General features: G+C 67.1%; 15 protein-coding genes and 5 pseudogenes. 11 read left to right on the top strand and 9 right to left on the bottom strand.

Annotation, left to right across the window (positions count from 1 at the left end; genetic code table 11):
* Positions 1–85 precede the first annotated feature (85 nt).
* Positions 86–244 (top strand): annotated as a pseudogene (locus JEK78_RS19730) (putative immunity protein); the annotation flags it as partial.
* Between the two features lie 78 nt (positions 245–322).
* Here the strand turns inward: JEK78_RS19730 and JEK78_RS19735 are convergent.
* Both JEK78_RS19735 and JEK78_RS19740 read right to left on the bottom strand, forming a co-directional pair.
* Complete coding sequence (locus JEK78_RS19735; protein ID WP_200259772.1) at positions 323–745, bottom strand: hypothetical protein; 423 nt, start codon at positions 743–745, stop codon at positions 323–325.
* Positions 742–1,586 (bottom strand): annotated as a pseudogene (locus tag JEK78_RS19740) (IS5 family transposase). The gene JEK78_RS19735 and the pseudogene JEK78_RS19740 overlap by 4 nt, the downstream one beginning before the upstream one ends.
* 108 nt (positions 1,587–1,694) lie before the next feature.
* Here JEK78_RS19740 and JEK78_RS19745 point away from each other — a divergent pair.
* Both JEK78_RS19745 and JEK78_RS19750 read left to right on the top strand, forming a co-directional pair.
* Entirely contained in the window at positions 1,695–1,964 is a 270-nt protein-coding gene (locus JEK78_RS19745) for a hypothetical protein (protein ID WP_200261516.1), read from the top strand.
* A gap of 340 nt (positions 1,965–2,304) precedes the next feature.
* Positions 2,305–2,865 carry a class I SAM-dependent methyltransferase gene (locus JEK78_RS19750; protein WP_200261517.1) on the top strand — a complete coding sequence of 187 codons (561 nt, stop codon included), beginning with the start codon at positions 2,305–2,307 and terminating at the stop codon, positions 2,863–2,865.
* Between the two features lie 97 nt (positions 2,866–2,962).
* Here the strand turns inward: JEK78_RS19750 and JEK78_RS19755 are convergent, their stop codons facing one another.
* The gene (locus JEK78_RS19755; protein WP_200261518.1) at positions 2,963–4,351 is read right to left on the bottom strand and encodes an IS1380 family transposase; all 1,389 of its coding nucleotides are present in this window, start codon (positions 4,349–4,351) and stop codon (positions 2,963–2,965) included.
* Between the two features lie 109 nt (positions 4,352–4,460).
* On the opposite strand from JEK78_RS19755, the gene JEK78_RS19760 reads away from it, so the two are divergent.
* From JEK78_RS19760 to JEK78_RS19780, 5 genes and pseudogenes are all read left to right on the top strand, one after another.
* Positions 4,461–4,637 carry a hypothetical protein gene (locus tag JEK78_RS19760; protein WP_200261519.1) on the top strand — a complete coding sequence of 59 codons (177 nt, stop codon included), beginning with the start codon at positions 4,461–4,463 and terminating at the stop codon, positions 4,635–4,637.
* Positions 4,638–4,710: 73 nt separating this feature from the next.
* Positions 4,711–5,286, top strand: coding sequence for an AAA family ATPase (locus JEK78_RS19765; RefSeq protein WP_200261520.1), 576 nt, complete (start codon positions 4,711–4,713; stop codon positions 5,284–5,286).
* A gap of 124 nt (positions 5,287–5,410) precedes the next feature.
* Complete coding sequence (locus tag JEK78_RS19770) at positions 5,411–6,475, top strand: aldo/keto reductase (protein WP_242483148.1); 1,065 nt, start codon at positions 5,411–5,413, stop codon at positions 6,473–6,475.
* Between the two features lie 17 nt (positions 6,476–6,492).
* Positions 6,493–6,882 (top strand): hypothetical protein, encoded by a 390-nt coding sequence (locus tag JEK78_RS19775; protein WP_200261522.1) that lies wholly within the window; start codon positions 6,493–6,495, stop codon positions 6,880–6,882.
* Positions 6,854–7,228, top strand: a pseudogene (locus JEK78_RS19780) (transposase); the annotation flags it as partial. The gene JEK78_RS19775 and the pseudogene JEK78_RS19780, both read left to right, overlap by 29 nt.
* Before the next feature lie 29 nt (positions 7,229–7,257).
* Here the strand turns inward: JEK78_RS19780 and JEK78_RS19785 are convergent.
* A pseudogene (locus tag JEK78_RS19785) lies at positions 7,258–8,553 on the bottom strand (ISAs1 family transposase).
* Positions 8,554–8,728: 175 nt separating this feature from the next.
* Here JEK78_RS19785 and JEK78_RS19790 point away from each other — a divergent pair.
* Together JEK78_RS19790 and JEK78_RS23520 are read left to right on the top strand one after the other, a co-directional pair.
* Positions 8,729–9,169, top strand: a pseudogene (locus JEK78_RS19790) (transposase); the annotation flags it as partial.
* Positions 9,170–9,443: 274 nt separating this feature from the next.
* A complete protein-coding gene (locus JEK78_RS23520; RefSeq protein ID WP_200262033.1) occupies positions 9,444–9,590 on the top strand; it encodes a hypothetical protein in 147 nt (48 codons plus the stop codon).
* A gap of 537 nt (positions 9,591–10,127) precedes the next feature.
* Here JEK78_RS23520 and JEK78_RS19800 read toward each other — a convergent pair.
* Together JEK78_RS19800 and JEK78_RS23525 are read right to left on the bottom strand one after the other, a co-directional pair.
* Positions 10,128–10,742 carry an ATP-binding protein gene (locus JEK78_RS19800; protein WP_200261523.1) on the bottom strand — a complete coding sequence of 205 codons (615 nt, stop codon included), beginning with the start codon at positions 10,740–10,742 and terminating at the stop codon, positions 10,128–10,130.
* A 296-nt stretch (positions 10,743–11,038) separates the two neighbouring features.
* On the bottom strand, positions 11,039–11,983 hold the full coding sequence (locus JEK78_RS23525) for a hypothetical protein (protein WP_242483149.1): 945 nt from the start codon (positions 11,981–11,983) through the stop codon (positions 11,039–11,041).
* An 81-nt stretch (positions 11,984–12,064) separates the two neighbouring features.
* Between JEK78_RS23525 and JEK78_RS23715 the strand changes: the two genes are divergently transcribed.
* Entirely contained in the window at positions 12,065–12,196 is a 132-nt protein-coding gene (locus JEK78_RS23715) for a hypothetical protein (protein WP_277953051.1), read from the top strand.
* A gap of 671 nt (positions 12,197–12,867) precedes the next feature.
* Here the strand turns inward: JEK78_RS23715 and JEK78_RS19810 are convergent.
* The 3 genes from JEK78_RS19810 to JEK78_RS19820 form a co-directional block, all read right to left on the bottom strand.
* Complete coding sequence (locus JEK78_RS19810; RefSeq protein WP_200261525.1) at positions 12,868–14,151, bottom strand: TniB family NTP-binding protein; 1,284 nt, start codon at positions 14,149–14,151, stop codon at positions 12,868–12,870.
* Positions 14,148–16,205 (bottom strand): transposase, encoded by a 2,058-nt coding sequence (locus tag JEK78_RS19815; RefSeq protein ID WP_242483150.1) that lies wholly within the window; start codon positions 16,203–16,205, stop codon positions 14,148–14,150. Before JEK78_RS19815 ends, JEK78_RS19810 begins: the two co-directional genes overlap by 4 nt.
* A gap of 233 nt (positions 16,206–16,438) precedes the next feature.
* Positions 16,439–17,260 (bottom strand): TnsA-like heteromeric transposase endonuclease subunit, encoded by an 822-nt coding sequence (locus JEK78_RS19820; RefSeq protein WP_200261527.1) that lies wholly within the window; start codon positions 17,258–17,260, stop codon positions 16,439–16,441.
* Positions 17,261–17,285: the final 25 nt, after the last annotated feature.

Raw genomic sequence — 17,285 nt, forward strand, 5'->3', positions numbered from 1 at the left:
GGCGTGTTCCGGGGTCGGGCGGTTGGTCGGGCCGTGGCTGCTTGGGGTGCATCGCAGAGCAGGCGCGGGCTTCGTGATCATTGGAGACCTGCGTGGCGCAGCACGGCGTGCCGCTTCCGCTGCCGGCCAAGCTGCGGTCGTCGCACACGTCGCCGCCCACGAACTGGGCGCGGCTGCCTATGCGATCAAGGCCGCGCGTGCCGCCGCGCAGGAAGACGAGGGCGAAGCGTCCGGGCGACTTGAGAGTGCGGAACGTAAGCTCTTGTCCGTTTCGTGATTGAGGGTTGGGGAAGGACCGCTGGTCGTGGGTTCGGGGTGGCCTTCAGGTCTCGGGGCGGGTGAACAAGCCGGGTTCAGGTTCGACGAGGATGCCGCGGCTGACCAGGCGTTTCAGTTTGGAGCGGATGCCTTCGGTGTTCTTCGGGAGGGTCGGCAGGTCGAGGGCCTGGCAGAGGTCGCGGGCGCGCATCGGTCGGCCCTCGTCGGCCAGGGCGGTGAGGATCTGCTGGTAGGCGGGGTGGTCCGGGATGTCGGGGCGGTCCGGCTCAGTGGCGGGTGTGGGCAGTGGGAGAGCGAGGAGGGTCTTGCGGGTGATGCGCAGGTTCTCGCTCTCCGCGTCGATCTCGCCGAGCCGCACTCTGAGCTCCTCGATGCGGTCCCGGAACTGCCCGGCCTGGTCGGCTAGTTCACGCTCGCGGGTTTCGATGTGTTCCAGGATGGCTTTGACCTGTGGGTTCTCGCTCACGTGGTCCTCCAGGAAGCGAGGGTGGCTCCGGTGAGTCGGCGGCTCATCACGGAGGTCATCGCCCAGAAGACGCGGGATCGGGAGGAGGCGGGCCGGTGTTCGTAGTCGCGTACGAGACGGCGGTAGAACATCAGGATCCCGTTCGTCTGCTCCACGATCCACCGCTTGGCCTGCACGACGAAGCCCTTGCCGGCCGGGTTGCGCTCGACGATCTCGACGTCGATGCCCACGTTCTTGCCGTGATCGACGACCTTCTTCTTGAAGCCCTGGTCGACCAGGGCTTTGGCCACGGTGTCGCACTGCCCGGCGACACCGTCCAGCAGGGCGATGCCGGCGGTGTTCTCGTGCGCGGAGGCGGGCAGGACGACGCAGTCCACGACCAGGCCCAGTACGTCCACGGCCAGGCATCTCTTCCTCCCCGGCACCCTTTTCGCGGCACCCTTCTCGCGGCGTCCTTGCCGGTCGTCGTGGCCGGGACACCGACTGCGGCGTGGATGCTCTGCGTGTCCAGGATCACCAGGCTCGGGTCGGCTAATCGTTTCCGCTTCTCTCGCAGATGCCAGCGCAGCAGGTCGTGAATGTCCTGGTCGGTGCCCTCGTCGCGCCAGAGGTAGAAGTAGTACTTCACCGCTCCGGGCGGGGGCATGTCGTGGGGCAGGAACTCCCACTGACACCCCGTGCGATTCTGGTAGAGGATGGCGTTCACGATCTCCCGCATCGCGTACTTCCCCTGATGCCCGCTGACCGACGGATGCCGGGCCTTCCACGCCGTGATCACGGGTTCGACGAGCTCCCACTGCTCATCGGTGAGATCACTCGGGTACGGCTTGCGCATGCTCATGCCACAACCCAAGCGAACCCCGAACGCCTGACCGGCAACGATGCCCCAACGTCACACCATCGAGCGACGACAAGACCGACAGAACGCCACATACCGCACTCTGAGATCGTGGACGCGCTCACCCAGGTGACCGCCGGTACAGGTGCGGCCTTCAAGACCGCACCGAGCCGCTACCCCCACATGTCGCTCGCCTACGCTTCGGACGGGGCTCAGCAAGTCGATGCGGTCCCTCTCCGGGCCGCCCTGGCGGCCATCGAGCAGCCGTTGTCCGGGACCGTAGTCGTGGACCGCCTACACCTTGTCGAGCAGTGGCACGACGGCGCGCACATCATGTGGCGGCCGATCGCTGAAGTTCCTCTGGCGGGGGTGGAGGCGTGACCTCGTTCCCCGGGCCCCGGCCGATGCATGGTGACCTTGTTAAGATCACCACCGGCGCCACCTCAATGATCCTCACCGGAAGCATCACGTCCCAGGGCGTTCTGCGCGACGGTCGCGGGTTCGTTGAACTCACCTTGCCGGATGCCGATCCGCAGCAGCGGCGAGACCTGGAGCGGGCCCAGCGGTACGCACCGTCGGCAGCCTGGAACGATTACGCAGGGCGGGGTACAACGCCGGACTGCAGGCGCTGGACCTGTGGGACGCCGTACGGGGCAGGGAGCACCCGCTGCTGCCGCCCCGACGCTACCGCCGCTTCATCGGCAACGGTGATTTCCTCGAAGTGGGCCGCCGGATCACCGCGTACGTGCGGGACGAACTCGGCATGGGACCCGGTCACGATGTACTGGACGCGGGATGCGGCGCGGGGCGCATCGCGGTGCCGCTCACGGACGTGCTCACCGAGGGCTCCTACCTCGGCTTCGACATCGTGCCGCACGCCATCGAATGGTGCTCCCGCACGATCACTCCCCGCCATCCGACCTTCCGTTTCGCCCACGTCGACATCCGCCAGGAGATCTACAACCCGGAAGGGACGCTCTCTGCGGCCGACTGCCGGTTCCTGGCCGGTGACGCGGCCTTCGACATCGCCGCGCTGGTGGGGCTCATCAGCCATCTACGCCCGGCCGAGATGGAGAACTACCTCGCGGAGTCCTCCCGGGTCCTGCGGCCCGGGGGGCAGTGTTTCGACACGGCCTATCTGGTGGACGACGCGGTCGCCGCGAACATCGCGCGCGGAGCGACCGCCTTCAGTTTCACGCAGGATCACGGGGGCTACTACGTGCACTCCGCCTGGATCCACCGCGTGAATTCTCGTCTCCGGTATCCGGCGGGCTCGGGGTGATCTTTCGGGGTGCGGGCAGCACGATGGGCCGGGTGGCCGTCCGGTGCGGGGTCTCCGAGGTTTTTCAGGTCGTGGGTGGTCAGGTCGGCTGCGTGGTTCAGGTGAGCATGCGCTGGCCGGTGGCGGTCCACAGGTCGGTGAAGTCGTCACACCAGCGCCAGCGTTCGGGCAGGTGGAGGGTGAGGCGGCGGGCTCCGGTGGCGATCCGGGCGGGGATGTTGATGAGGTGGCGGCGGATGGTGCCGGTCCTCGCCTTGGCGTGGAAGGCGGAGGCGAGGTGGCCGCTCGCACGGGTGAGGTTGTAGGCGGTGGCGGCCAGGGTCAACCAGGCGGCGTTCGCGGTGAACTTCCCCGAGGGCAGGTGGGCGAGGGCGGAGTCTTCCAGGTCGGCGAAGACCTGCTCGATGACGGCGTGTTCGCGGTGCATCGGCTCGGCCTGAGCGAGGACGAAGGGGCTGTCGGTGAAGATCACATGGTGGCGCCAGACCCCGAACAGTTCGGCCTGGCCGGCGGGCACGCCGGTGGGGTTCAGCCGCTTCACGCGGCGCACGATGAGCCGTGCGGTGGTGTGGAACGCCTTCTTCTTGCTGGTGAACGCGGTGAAGGGGATCTCGGTGATCTCGGCGTCGGAGATCCAGCGTTCCTCCTCGGCGTCCCAGACGGCGCTGGCGTACTTGATCGGCGTCCAAGCGTCCTCGGGGATGCCCGCGATGGCCTCGCGGATGGTCTTCTTGACCGCGACGGCCAGAGAGAACGCGGCGCCGGCCTTGCGGCACACATCGACGACCTTGTGGGAGAAGTACGCCGAGTCCGCGCGGACGACGACTTGGGCGGTGATGCCCATGGCCCGGACCGTGGCCAGTGCCTCGCGCAGCAGACTCGCCGCGCCCTTGCCGGAGCCTGCCGAACCCTTGCGCAGCCTGGTGGCCACGATCACGGGGGCGCAGGTGGACGTCTTCACGGTGACGATCTGGAAGTGCAGCCCGCGCTGCTTGGTGTAGCCGAAGGAGGCGCCCTGCTTGGCAGGGCCGTAGACCTGCTTGACCTTGGAGTCGATGTCCACGAACACCACCTCGTCCCGCTTCGGGATGAGGCCGGTGTGCGCGGCCAGGCGGCAGGTGAACGCCCGTGCAGCGGACTCCAGTTGGCGCACATGCCCCCAGGTGAAGGCACGCAGGAAACTGCCCAGCGTGGAGGGCGCCCGCACCCCGCCGAACAGGCGCGGCAGCCCGCCGTGACGCAGTATGTCCAGGTCGTCGATGCTGTCCGCCCCGGCGACCATGCCGCCCACGATCGACATCGCTTTCGCGTCGGCGGCCGTACCGGCCCCGTTCTTCGCAGTGGTCAGGTGGACCTTCTCGGCCACCAGAGCGGGCAGACCGCACCGCTCGGCCAGCCGGAACGTCGGGACCAGCCCGGCGTGCGCGATCAGGTCAGGGTCGTCGAACGCGGCGAAGAGCTCCGCGGGCCTGTGGGAGACTTTCACTTACGAGGTGCCTTGCTTCGTGGGACTGGTGTGGGCGTAGGAACTCCCATCGTCCCAGGTCAGCAGGCACCTCTTCTCTTTTCATCGCCCGCAGGCCGAGTATCACGCGGTGGATCCAGGCTCCGAGGAGGAGCCCACGTACGCCATCGCCTACCGGTTGGAGTACCTCCTGTCGGTGGCGGCACGGCACGGTCTGCGTATGCGCCGGGATCCCCAACCGGGTACCTGGGGCGTTTCCACGCGGCGTCCGGCTTCGATGGACCTGGTGGTCCTCGAACGCGCCTGAAGGCGGCCGACGTCGCCCGGGCTGCCGCACGCGGTGTCCATGTCCACGCACAAGAGAGGAATCCCGCCCGTCCATGACCGACACAACCAGTCCCGCCTCCGTCCCCGGTGACGAAACCCCCGGCGTCATCGTCATCTCGGGTATTTCCGCCGCGGGCAAGTCCACCGTCGCGCAGGCCCTCGCCGAGCGCCTGCCCCGTTCGGCACACGTGCGGGGCGACACGTTCCGCCGCATGATCGTCAACGGCCAGGCGCACATGACCGCCGAGGCTCCGCCGGAGGCCGTCGCGCAACTCCGTCTGCGGCACCGTTTGGCCGCGGCGTCCGCGGACGCCTACGCCGAAGCGGGTTTCACAGCCGTCCTGCAGGACATCCTTCTCGGCGAGCACCTGGCGGAGATCACCGAGATGATCCGGAGCCGTCCGCTGGCCGTGGTGGTGCTGGCACCCGACCCGGACGTCGTGGCCCGCCTGGAGGAGAAGCGCTCCAAGACCGGCTACGGCCCCGACTGGCAGCCCAAGGACCTGGACAAGGTACTCAAGGACGACACGCCCCGCATCGGGCTGTGGCTCGACACCTCGCACCAGACGGTCGACGAGACCGTCGACGAGATCCTCAAGCGCGCCTGGACCGAAGGCGCCGTCTCCTGACCGTGCCGAGGGGCTCCCGGGGCTGTGTCCCGGGAGCCCGGTCCGGCCCGTGACCGCCCGCCCGACACCCGAGGAAGGACAGCACACGTTGCGTACCCTACGGATCGGTCCCGAAGGCGCTCCGGTGGGAATCGTCGGCTTGGGCTGCATGGGCATGTCCTACGCCTACGACCCCGGCGGTCGCGACGACGACGCCTCGGCCGCCGTGCTCCACCGCGCTCTCGACCTCGGCGCCGATCTCATCGACACCGCCGACGTCTACGGCCCCCACACCAACGAGGAGCTGGTGGGCCGGGCACTCGCCGACCGCCGTGAGGAGGCGTTCCTCGCCACGAAGGTGGGATTCGTCACCGGTGAGACGCGCCTGCGCCGCGACGGCCGGCCCGAGCACATCCGCGCCGCCATCGACGCGAGTCTGCGCCGGCTGCGCACCGACCACGTGGCCCTCTGCCAGCTGCACCGGGTCGATCCCGAGGTGCCGCTGGAGGAGACCTGGGGTGCCATGGCGGAGACCGTGAAAGCCGGCAAGGCCCGGATGCTCGGGCTGTCCGACGTGACCGTCCAACAGATACACGTCGCCCAGAGCGTGCATCCCGTGGCCGCCGTCCAGGCGGAACTGTCGCTGTGGACCCGGGGCGCCACGGCGGAACTGCTGCCCTTCACCGCACGGGAGGGCATCGCGCTCATCGCCTACTCGCCACTCGGCCGCGGCTTCCTGGCAGGCCGCTTCGACTCCCCCGACGACGTGCCGGACGGCGACTACCGGCGCCACAACCCGCGCTTCCGGGAGGAGAACTTCGCGGCCAACCTCCGCCTCCTGGAAGGCGTCCGCACCGTGGCTCCCCGGCCGAAGCGCCGCACTTTCAGCCCCGAGTACAAGCTGCGGATCGTGGCCGAGTACGACGCCGCGCCCAAGAACGAGAAGGGCGCAATCCTGCGCCGCGAGCGGCTGTACCACTCGCACGTCAAGGAATGGCGGGCCGCGCGGGATGCCGGGGCTCTGGAGAAGCTGGTCGACAAGCGCACCAGCCCGGCGAGGCCGAAGAAGTCTGCTGCCGAGGCGGAGAACGAGAGACTGCGCCGCCAGGTGGAACGGCTGGAGAAGGAACTGGCCCGCAACAAGGCCGCGTTGGAGGAAATGGGAAAAGCTTCCGCGCTCTTGGAAATGATCTCCGAGGGCGCGGACTGAAGGCTGCAGCCGACCCGGTGGTCGACGACGCGTTCACCGGCGTCGAGGGCAGGCTGGGCGTGACGGCCGCGTGCCGGCTGACCGGCCGATCGAGGGCCACCCACTACCGCCGGCTGCAGCCCCCGCCACCGCGCAGGCCTCGCTCGCCGCGGGTCCAGCCCGCGGCTCTGACGGCCGAAGAGCGGGCTGCGGTACTGGAGTTGATGAACCGCGACGAATACGCCGAGCTGCCGCCCGCGCAGATCTGGGCCCGCGAGCTGGATGCCGGGCGCTATCAGAGTGCGGGATGTGGCGCTCTGTCGGTCTTGTCGTCGCTCGATGGTGTGACGTTGGGGCATCGTTGCCGGTCAGGCGTTCGGGGTTCGCTTGGGTTGTGGCATGAGCATGCGCAAGCCGTACCCGAGTGATCTCACCGATGAGCAGTGGGAGCTCGTCGAACCCGTGATCACGGCGTGGAAGGCCCGGCATCCGTCGGTCAGCGGGCATCAGGGGAAGTACGCGATGCGGGAGATCGTGAACGCCATCCTCTACCAGAATCGCACGGGGTGTCAGTGGGAGTTCCTGCCCCACGACATGCCCCCGCCCGGAGCGGTGAAGTACTACTTCTACCTCTGGCGCGACGAGGGCACCGACCAGGACATTCACGACCTGCTGCGCTGGCAGCTGCGAGAGAAGCGGAAACGATTAGCCGACCCGAGCCTGGTGATCCTGGACACGCAGAGCATCCACGCCGCAGTCGGTGTCCCCAGGGCCCCGGCGAGTGCCTGGATCGTCCGGTTTGATCATGTGATGCCGTAGAGGGCGAGGACGCGGGGGCGTTCGGTGTGGGCTCGTCGTCCGGCGGCGGTGTTGACATAGCCGGCGAGCTTGAGCGCGCTGCGGATCAGGTCGCGCAGGGCAGCGAGTACGGCGGGTGTGTTGTGGGTCCTGACCTGGGACTTGTCCTCGTTGAAGGTGACATCTCGGCACCAGTGGACGGTGTTTTCCACCGTCCAGTGCCCGCGAGCCCAGGACGCGATCTCGGCTGCGTTCGCTTCCTCGGCGGGCAGGTCGGTGATGGCGTAGACGGTCTCGCTGGACCACTTCTTGGCCCCGTAGAGACGGCGACGGCGCTGGATCCGCAGGACCTGGGCCGCGTGGGGGAAGAGCAGGCCGTTGACGGTGACGACCTGGACGAGACGCTGTTCGTGACGGCCGTGGCCGCGGGCGTCGTCGCGGTGGATGACGGGGATCTCCTTCCAGGGCAGGGCGTGGAGTTGACGGGCCTGGCCGCGCTGGTTGTTCTTGATGGTCAGCAGGTAGTGAGCGCCGCGTTCGTGCAGGTAGGTGGCGTGGTCGCGCTGGGCGTGGAGGGCATCGGCGGTCACGACCACCCCCGCGAGATCCGCGTCGTCGATTCTGTCGAGCAAGGGCTGGAACTCGGGGATTTCGTTGGTCTTCGCGCCGATCTCGCGGGAGGCGAGCGTGACACCGTCGCCGTGGCGGACGGCGGACAGGGCGAAGACCCGGCTGCCGTCCGGGCGCCTGGCGCCCCGCAGGCACTTGCCGTCCACCGCGATCGCCCGGCGCCGGATCCGTACCGGCCCGGCATGGGCGGCCGCCCGGTGGGCCCGGCGCTGTTAACGCTCGGTGCCACCGTCGGGCATGACCGGCTCCGGCCGGCGGGGCTGTGCGGACAGCAAGGGCCGCAGGTAGTCGTAAGCCGCCGCACAGATCTCACCGTGATCCAGGCGTCCCAGGACGCTGCGGAGGGTCTTCTCGCTCGGCACCCGGTAGCGGCCGAGGAGCGGGTGGTAGGGCAGGCCGAAGGCGGCCAGTTCCTCCGGCGTCGCACGTCGGCACCACTCCGCCGCCGCGGTGATCGAGTCGTGGCCGGACGGGGTCATCGCGCAGACCATCAGGGCCAGCAGTGAGGAGAGCCGGTAGCGCACCCCGCAAGTCCCTCTCGGGTCGGTGACCGACTCGAACTCGGCGACCAGGCGGCGGACTTGGTCCTTGGCGGCCCCCTCGCCAAGGGCTTCCAGGCGGGGCACCGCGCAAGCGGGGGCAGCGACAGGGGATGATGGAGGAACGAACACGGCACCTTCGTGGATCTTGAAGCGTAGAGAACTCCATGATCCACAGGTGCCGTGTTCGCCTGCTTCCGGGGCCCACCACCGAGATCAACACCCCAAGCTGGGGCAATTCAGGCACTCGCCGGGGCCCTGTCGGTGTCCCGGCCACGACGACCGGCAAGGACGCCGCGAGAAGGGTGCCGCGAAAAGGGTGCCGGGGAGGAAGAGATGCCTGGCCGTGGACGTACTGGGCCTGGTCGTGGACTGCGTCGTCCTGCCCGCCTCCGCGCACGAGAACACCGCCGGCATCGCCCTGCTGGACGGTGTCGCCGGGCAGTGCGACACCGTGGCCAAAGCCCTGGTCGACCAGGGCTTCAAGAAGAAGGTCGTCGATCACGGCAAGAACGTGGGCATCGACGTCGAGATCGTCGAGCGCAACCCGGCCGGCAAGGGCTTCGTCGTGCAGGCCAAGCGGTGGATCGTGGAGCAGACGAACGGGATCCTGATGTTCTACCGCCGTCTCGTACGCGACTACGAACACCGGCCCGCCTCCTCCCGATCCCGCGTCTTCTGGGCGATGACCTCCGTGATGAGCCGCCGACTCACCGGAGCCACCCTCGCTTCCTGGAGGACCACGTGAGCGAGAACCCACAGGTCAAAGCCATCCTGGAACACATCGAAACCCGCGAGCGTGAACTAGCCGACCAGGCCGGGCAGTTCCGGGACCGCATCGAGGAGCTCAGAGTGCGGCTCGGCGAGATCGACGCGGAGAGCGAGAACCTGCGCATCACCCGCAAGACCCTTTCCTCGCTCTCCCACTGCCCTCACCCGCCACTGAGCCGGACCGCCCCGACATCCCGGACCACCCCGCCTACCAGCAGATCCTCACCGCCCTGGCCTACGAGGGCCGACCGATGCGCGCCCGCGACCTCTGCCAGGCCCTCGACCTGCCGACCCTCCCGAAGAACACCGAAGGCATCCGCTCCAAACTGAAACGCCTGGTCAGCCGCGGCATCCTCGTCGAACCTGAACCCGGCTTGTTCACCCGCCCCGAGACCTGAAGGCCACCCCGAACCCACGACCAGCGGTCCTTCCCCAACCCTCAATCACGAAACGGACAAGAGCTCACGTTCCGCACTCTGAGTGCCAGTGGCAGCGTGACCAGCTCCCGGAAGCGATCCGCGAGCTCGTACTTGACGATCAGCGATTGCGGAACGACATCTGCTGGTCGGTGTTCGTCTGCTGAGCGTGAGCCGGGGCGCCAGCTACCCCGGCATCTTCCGCTACTACCTCTTCACCGGCTGCTTCGAGCGTCAGCGGTGGACCTCCACGAACCCGTGCGCTGATTCGCGGGCCACCCTGTGACCGAGAATTTTAGTTGGCGGATCATGATCTGAACCGTGCAGGTCAGGAGTGCCTGGAGGATTCTTGTTGGCGGATCTTGAGGGTGATAGTTGGCGGATCATGGCGATGGACGTTCACTGTGCGTGAAGTCCTCTCAGTAACGTGACGAATACGATGCGTAACGACCCGTCAGTGGGTGTGACTGAGCACTTGAACTGGCGGGTAGTCAAGGCGCTCCCCGGCGGGACAGCCCGTTAGCTGTCTGTGCACGAGGGCCAGTGGTCTACCGCCCACTCCGTCCAGCCTGGCCAGCCCGTCGGCGGGGCGGGGATCTCGCCCCCGGCGAGTTCGGCGGCGTCAGGCACCTGGAACTGCTCCCGCCATTGGTCCACGTCGGTCTCGCTCATGGGAAACGTCTGATGCGGTGTCGTCGCCTGGCGGTGCGCGATGCGGGCGAGCTGGACGTCCTTGTCCACGGGCACGTAGACCACCTGACACACTGCCCCGGCCGAGCGTGCCAGCCAGCGCAGTGCCGACCGTTCATCGCGGCCCCAGAGCCCGTAGTCGAGCACGACGCTGGTCCCCAGCCGCAGAGCCTGGAGGGCGACCGAGATGAGCCGACCTTCGAGCACCCAGCGCTTTCCGTCTGCCATCGAATCGCCGAACAGCGGGATCATCCAGTGGTCTGGGGTCAGCCGCAGTGCCCGGTGTGTGGCGGCGAGCTCTCTGGCCCGGGTGGTTTTCCCGGCTCCGGGGAGTCCGACCATCAGGAACAGGGTGGCGACAGGTGGGTCCTGCGCGACGATGGTGCTGGCTCCATGCGGGCAAGGGGACGGGGTTTCGTGCTGTGAATCGAAGCGTTGCGACATGACTTCCCTGATCAGGCAGGATGGCCCGGCAGCACAGCAATAAGGGAGTGGCTGCCAGCAGGACACTGATCCGGCGGTATGTCGTGGCACTGGCCCCGGCCGGGGCCAGCAACGAGGCCGCGGTTATGGGCAACCGCGGATACCGCCGCTAAGCGGCGGTACGGGTAGTCATGGCGGCGCAGCAGCACATGCCTGCACCATAGCTCACCCGGACGGCGAACCGTCAGCCACATACTCGCAAGCGCACCGGGCTCAGTCCTGAAGCGCCCTGAACGTAGCTCCGCCAACTCAAACGCTCACTTGAGCGGTTCCCCGCTATCGATGTTCCGGGCCAGCTGGGTTGCGTACTCGGTGAGAACCTTCCGTAGGTCGGCGTAGTGAGGGGCGGCATCGGGACGGGTCAGCTGGCACCACGTCGTGTTGCGCCTGAGTGCCCACCTGCGTTGGATGGCCGGTGTCTGCGCAGCCTCAATCGGTCTCGGGGCGAAGACGTGCTCGCCTCGGGTCACTTGAGCCCAGACAAAGACAGACGCTGCTTGCCGCTTGCGGTCGTCAAGCGCTGGCGGGGGCGAGGTGGTTGGGGTGGGCGCCAGCCGCTCGATGATGTTCTCCCAGCCGACTTGATCAAGTGCCCAATCCTGAAGGATCTCTCGACGTCGGCAGTAGTCGACTGGAGATGGCGTTGAGCAAATTTCGCCGACGATACCTTCAAGTGCCTTGTGGAACTCATATGGATCGACCCGACTGGTGACTACTCCTGTATAGAATTTCGCTCCACGACTGGGAATTCCCAAATATGCCGCTGAATCCCCCATGGAACCTCCCATCACCCACTGCACCAGACGAACCGCCGCTGTCCTGCGTAAAAGCTTTGGTGACGCGTCATGAACATCGGGAAGATAGCGCTCGCACCAGTCTTCCTCTAAAAATGCAGGGATTTGCTCGGGCCGGTAGTCATTCCGCGTGGCCGAGCGGATGCTGGAAGCACCTTTAGTCATCCGAAATGCTCGCGTCAGAGGTTCGATAGTGGTTCGTAATCTCTGGGAACAAGTTTCCTCATGCCGGGATACGAGTCCGTTCCAAGATGCCCGGCCAGCCTTGTCCCTGAACCCTTCACGAATAAGGGGGGCCAGGCTTTCGCGAAGATCTTTGGCGTCGAGGAGCGAACGCGATGCCGACAAGAGTGCCGCGCTTGCGACAGTGTCACGAGGGAGCGCATCAACAACCTGGTATTTGCGCATCCCGCCTCCGCCTGTTCGCCGGTAGTCAGTCTGGCCCGAGACGTAAGCGTCAACACTGTCTCTGTATTCAGACTCGATAAGGTGACTGCTTTCTGGCCACGACGCACTGAGGGCAGCGACCACGAGTCGGAGGTCGGTGAAGAAGGACGCGGCATGCTGCTGTGGGACTGTGCCGGTGAGAGCGTTGATGATCTCTTGTTGCAGGGCGAGTAGGGGAGCGGTCGGCTCCAGCTCGTGCGCCGCAGCTTTGAGTTCGTCGAGTCGGTAGCCGCATGCCTGACGCATCCGTTTCCGGACGCCGGGATTCTCAACGGTCCATCGGCATTGCGCGGGATGCAGTGTGTGGTCGTTCGGTCGCGGCATCAGCAGGGCGCTGTCTTGGGCAGGCTGATCACAGCGAGGGCATTTGTGGCCCAAGAATACGCGGTGTTCCGTGCAGGCGAAGACAACAGGGAGGTGCCACTCTTTCTTCCACGGGCCTCCGTGGGGCACTTGCATATTTGCGTTGTCGCTCGCGAGGCACTGCGGGCAGAAGCGAGGAGTGACGAGGAGCCAACTATCCTGACGGAAGGGCTGTGCGGGCCCCGGGAGGGAACGAAGAATTGGAGGATACCGATACTTCCAGGACGACAGTGTGAGTGAACTGACCTCTTCTAGGGTAAGTCGTGTCGCCTGACCAAAAACGACGGTGGTTTCTCTGTCGAGCTCCATCAACGCATGGCGACCCATGCGATTCCGCTGACGGTCGATATCGTGCAGGCCTGTGAGGGTTGCCAGATGTAATGGAGAGATCCCAAGGCGATATGAGAGCCTCCGCAAGTAGCTCCCCACTGATTCATTACGGATCGGGTCCAGGCTGCGGGGCAATGAATGCACGGCTTGTTTCAGCTCCCCGTTGCGCCAGCAGGGCCGTGATCGTCGAAAACGGTGTTCCTGGGCCGTTTTGCCGAACGTCTCTTCTTGCCTGTGGCCGGCGGATTAGCCGGGATCGGGGGCTCGTCGGGTGATTGCTGGGGTTCGTCCCGCCGGAGCACGATCTCGTCCAGCAGACCCTCGTCGATCAGTTCCTTCCCGGACTCCATTGCCTCATGGGCGCCGTCCTCGAGCAGGCGGCCCACCAGACCGACGACGCCACCGGTGCGACGCATCAAGTACTCCGGCATAGTGCCGCCGGTGAGCATGCCCTCCCTCGCGTTCAGCAGCCGCAGGTGCTGCTCGATTCCCTTCAGATGGCCGACGAAGGCCTGGATCTCTTCCGAGGTGGTGTAGCGGAAGCGGTCGATCTCGATGAGTTCGAAGCGGTGCTCCGTCTGGGTGATCTCCAGCCCGTGGATGCGAGTCGACTCCAGCGGTGGCATTTCCCACTGCCGGGTCTTCTTGTTCCATTTCGCCTCTCGCAGCAGCCCGATGCCGGAGATGTTGACGCCGGTGAGGATCAGAGTGACGTCCAGGCTCATGAGAGCCCGCATCAGGTCGAGGACGTCCTGGTCGTCGGCTCTGTGCATCCGCAGTCGGCTGATGTCGTCGAGAATCAGCGCCTTGACGCCGTGGTCTTGGAGGGAGTCGGCGACCTGCCGTACCAGTTCCGGCAGTGTGGCCGACGTGCGGATCGGGGCACGGAAGAAGCCCAGGATCGAGGCGCAAAGGCTCTTCGGGGTCGATGTCACCGGGGTCGAGACATAGACGACCGGCGCGTGGAGATCGCGTGTGCCCGGCAGAGCCCCGGGGTTGAGACATCTGTGCAGTTCCAGCCACTGGTCTTCGAAGACGGCCCCGGCTGAGATGACAGACGCGGTCTTGCCGTAGTTGCCCCAGCCGCTGATCATGACGCCGGCGCGCGTCGGGTCGTCCTTCTTCCTGGTGTTGCAGCTCAACCGGCGCCGGATCAGCTTGCCGACCTTGTCGTGCATCGGGGTGTCCTGCAACGGGAGGTTCGCGTTCGTCAGCTCTCGGTAGAGGTCGTAGTCGTACTGGCGGCTCTCAGGGAGCATCGACCACTGCTGCGGCGAGATGGTCGGGGCGGGGACGAGCAGGCCGCAGTGGGTGCGGTGGTGCTGCCAGCCGACGTAGGTATCGAGGGGCGGGCGGCTGCCCAGGATCAACTCGGCGATCCTGGCCCGTGAAGGCAGGCCCTCCAGCGGATCATCGTGAGAGAGGGCTTGGGTCACCTGTCGTCCTCCCGGACAGTTGTATCGGCATCGGAGCTGTCGTCGGGAGGCGGAAGCCGGAACATGGGGCGCCGGTTCAGGGCCTCGTGCAGTGTTGCCGGGGCGACGGGCCTGGTGCCGACGAGGGCTTCTTCGCGTCGCAGACGACGGTCGGTGTCGACCGCGCGGTCGATCGTGAGGGCGTGCTCGGCCCAGGCCGCGGGCATCTCGGCCGGAGTCGGCTTGTCTGCGGCTGCTGGTGCGGCGGGGCGGTCGGCTGCTGCGGCCTGGGCGCGGGTGATCTCGCGGGCCTTGGCGGCGCGTTGTTTCTTTCCGGCCTTCTTTTTGGCCTGGCTGGGCCACTGGTCGACGGGGGTGACAGAGCCGAGGATCTCCAGCAGATGTTCCAAGAGCTCGCTCTCGGAGTGGATTCTGATGTTGTTCGCCCTCACGTGTGCCAGGAGGGTGTCGGCGGTTTTGTCGGAGAAGGCGGGGATCTCGCCTTCGGGCGGCAGTCCGCGCCAGTGCAGGGTGTGCCAGGTCTCGTGGTCGGCAGGGTCCTGGAAGAACACCTGTCGGCGGTCCCTCCGGTCGCTGCGGATCACCCACTTGCCTGCGTGTTTCCCGCCTCGGGCAGAGGGCTGCAGGAAGCGCGGCTCGTCGAGGACGGGGTGGTGATACCAGAGTCCGAGGATCTTCACTCCGCGTCGCGGATGGACCTTCACGTGGTGCTTGCGCAGGACCTTGTAGTAGAAACTCGGCTCGGGGAAGTCCAGGTCGAAGCCGCCCTGTTCCATCGCCGCGGCGAACAGGGTGTTGGGGCTGTGGTCCTCACCAGGAGCCCAGCTAGGGGCGTATTCGCCTAGTTTGCGGTTCTGCCAGATCTGGACGATCCAAGTGGCGATGATGTGCTCGGCCTGTGCGAGCGTGAGGCTCGCGTCGCGTTCGGGGTCGGCCCCGCGGTCCGCGACGTCGCTGCCGGTGAAGCCCAGCAGGTGCTCGAAGAGCATGGTCTGGACGGTGAGGAACTGGCGCTCGACCGCGAATTTGTCGGTCTGGCGCAGGACGCGGGCGGGCAGGATCCGGCAGCCGATCTCCCGTTCGGCTTCCACCAGGTCGTGGTTCTTGTAGGGGCCGCCGTGGTCGGTGGTGACCGTCTCCGGGGCGAAGAACGGCAGAGCGGCGACCCGGTGCCCGGTGAACTCGGCGATCACGTCGGCCGGGACCCCGGCGTAGGGCCACTCCATGTCCTCGCCCCAGCCGTCCCGCATCGGAAGCGGCAGCATCACGTCCCGCAGCAGCATCGCGATGTCGACCGAGGTGTCGGACTGCAGCGTGAGCCGGAAGGCCGGCAGCCCGTGCGTGTAGAGATCGAGCGCAAGAGTCAGCGTTGCGGTGATCGCGTCACCGAACACGGTCTCGCGCAGCTTCACCGGCATCGGCGTCGAGTCCAGCACCAGAACCTGGCCCGGCCTGTAGACCACCACTCGGCCTGAGACCCCGGCCTCCGCGGCAGCCTCGGCCGTCCGCCCGTAACGCGGCCGGGCGCCGCCGGGCCCGAACCACTCCTCCCAGACGGCCGCGAACGTCCAGCGGGAAGGGATCTTCTCGGTCGGAAACGTCGGGAACCGCTCATGCATGTACTGGTGCATCAACCGGTGCCTGGCGGCCAGACTCACGCGGGCGCGTTCACGGCACTCGGCCTTGACTGCGAAGATCGCCTCACGGATCTCCTCGGTGATGCTGCGGTGCCCACTGCGTCGCCGTGTCCACCGCCCGTCCGCGCAGGCCAGCAGGAGACTCTCGCCTGACAGCCCCGACAAGCGCTCCAGCGTCCGGAAGCTCAGGTGCTGCAGACCGCACCGGATTGCCTCCGGACGGGGCATCGCCTCCATCTCCGCAGCCTTCGCGTACCGACGTTGGGTCAGCGTCGTGCGGTCCGGGTCGTAGGCCGGCCGGGGTTCACCTGGCAGGGCCCGGGCCGGGTGGCCCTCCCTGAACCCCGTCTCGGCTTCCAGCACGTGAGCAACCCGCAACCGGGCCCGCTCCAGCTGGTCCTCGGTCAGGTCAGCCACGGTCCTCGGCTGCCGGGCGACTGGCGACGGGCGCCCCGATGCTTCGACCGTCGGCAGAAGACGCAAGTCAGCATGGTTGATGAGCCAGCGGAACGAGCGGGTCTCCGTGCGGCCTTCGTCATCCGTGAGGACAAGCCGGCCGAGTTGGCCGTGGACCTCTTCGATCGTCCACTCGACGCCGTTGAGCGCGACCCGCCTGCCCGGCGCGATCTGCAAGAACCCCCTCGCTGCCATCACGCCGCCCAGATCAGCGAGCTGTCCCGCAGAGGACTGCCCAGGTCCACGCCGAGCTTGCGCTGCCAGAGCAGCCGGACGATGTTCGCCCGGCCAACGGAAGGCACGCTGGTCGCGTCCGCCAACTCGGCGAACGTCATCACCGGCCCCTGCTGCCCGCCGATGGCGGAGAGCAACTGGTCGCGCATGCCCAGCAGGTCCCTCGCCGGCCGCCGGCGCGAAGACATGTGATCAAGGAGGCTCCAGACATGCGGTCGCCAGCCGGCGACCACTGAGTACCGCCAGCCGCAGGCGGCCGCCACTTCCCTGGCCGCCGCGAACTTCAGCGCGTCCTCTTCCTTGATCAGATTCATTGGGCGGACGTCCAGCAGCCACATCCCGCCGCCGAACACGGCTAGGAAGTCCGGGATGTGCCAGGCATGTCCGCCCGCATGCTCGAAGTCCAGCCGGAACGGCTGCGACAGCACCTCCGATGCCCTCAAGAAGTCCAGCGCGACCAGCAGGCGCGTCTCCTCCAGGGACTCGAAGCCGTGCTGCCTGTCCGTTGAGGCCATCGCCTCCAGGCCGGGGCGGTGCCCCTGCTTCGCCCGCCATGTGAACCCCCGCATCGGGCGGGACGACATCACTGGCACCTGAGCCATGTCCCGGACCGGCCAGCAGGCATCGCCGTCGCCCACGTGCCATGTCGAGCTCCACCGACGTGCCCAGTCATCCCCGAGCCGCAGCCGATCCCGTACCCCGGCATCCCCGTCGTACACCGTGACGAGTTGGCCCAGATGACTTGAATCCGACGGGATCTTCGCGCTCGCTGCATCGCCCATGTACACACAGCAGCACCACCCGGCC

The organism is Streptomyces sp. HSG2, assembly GCF_016598575.1.
In the GTDB taxonomy this organism is placed as follows: Bacteria; Actinomycetota; Actinomycetes; order Streptomycetales; family Streptomycetaceae; genus Streptomyces.

Bases quoted from the DNA above. Each gene is read 5' to 3' on its own strand.
- JEK78_RS19765 (WP_200261520.1), top strand. From the start codon at position 4,711: ATGACCGACACAACCAGTCCCGCCTCCGTCCCCGGTGACGAAACCCCC.
- JEK78_RS23520 (WP_200262033.1), top strand. From the start codon at position 9,444: ATGCGCGCCCGCGACCTCTGCCAGGCCCTCGACCTGCCGACCCTCCCG.
- JEK78_RS19800 (WP_200261523.1), bottom strand. From the start codon at position 10,742: ATGTCGCAACGCTTCGATTCACAGCACGAAACCCCGTCCCCTTGCCCG.
- JEK78_RS23525 (WP_242483149.1), bottom strand. From the start codon at position 11,983: ATGCGCAAATACCAGGTTGTTGATGCGCTCCCTCGTGACACTGTCGCA.
- JEK78_RS19820 (WP_200261527.1), bottom strand. From the start codon at position 17,260: ATGGGCGATGCAGCGAGCGCGAAGATCCCGTCGGATTCAAGTCATCTG.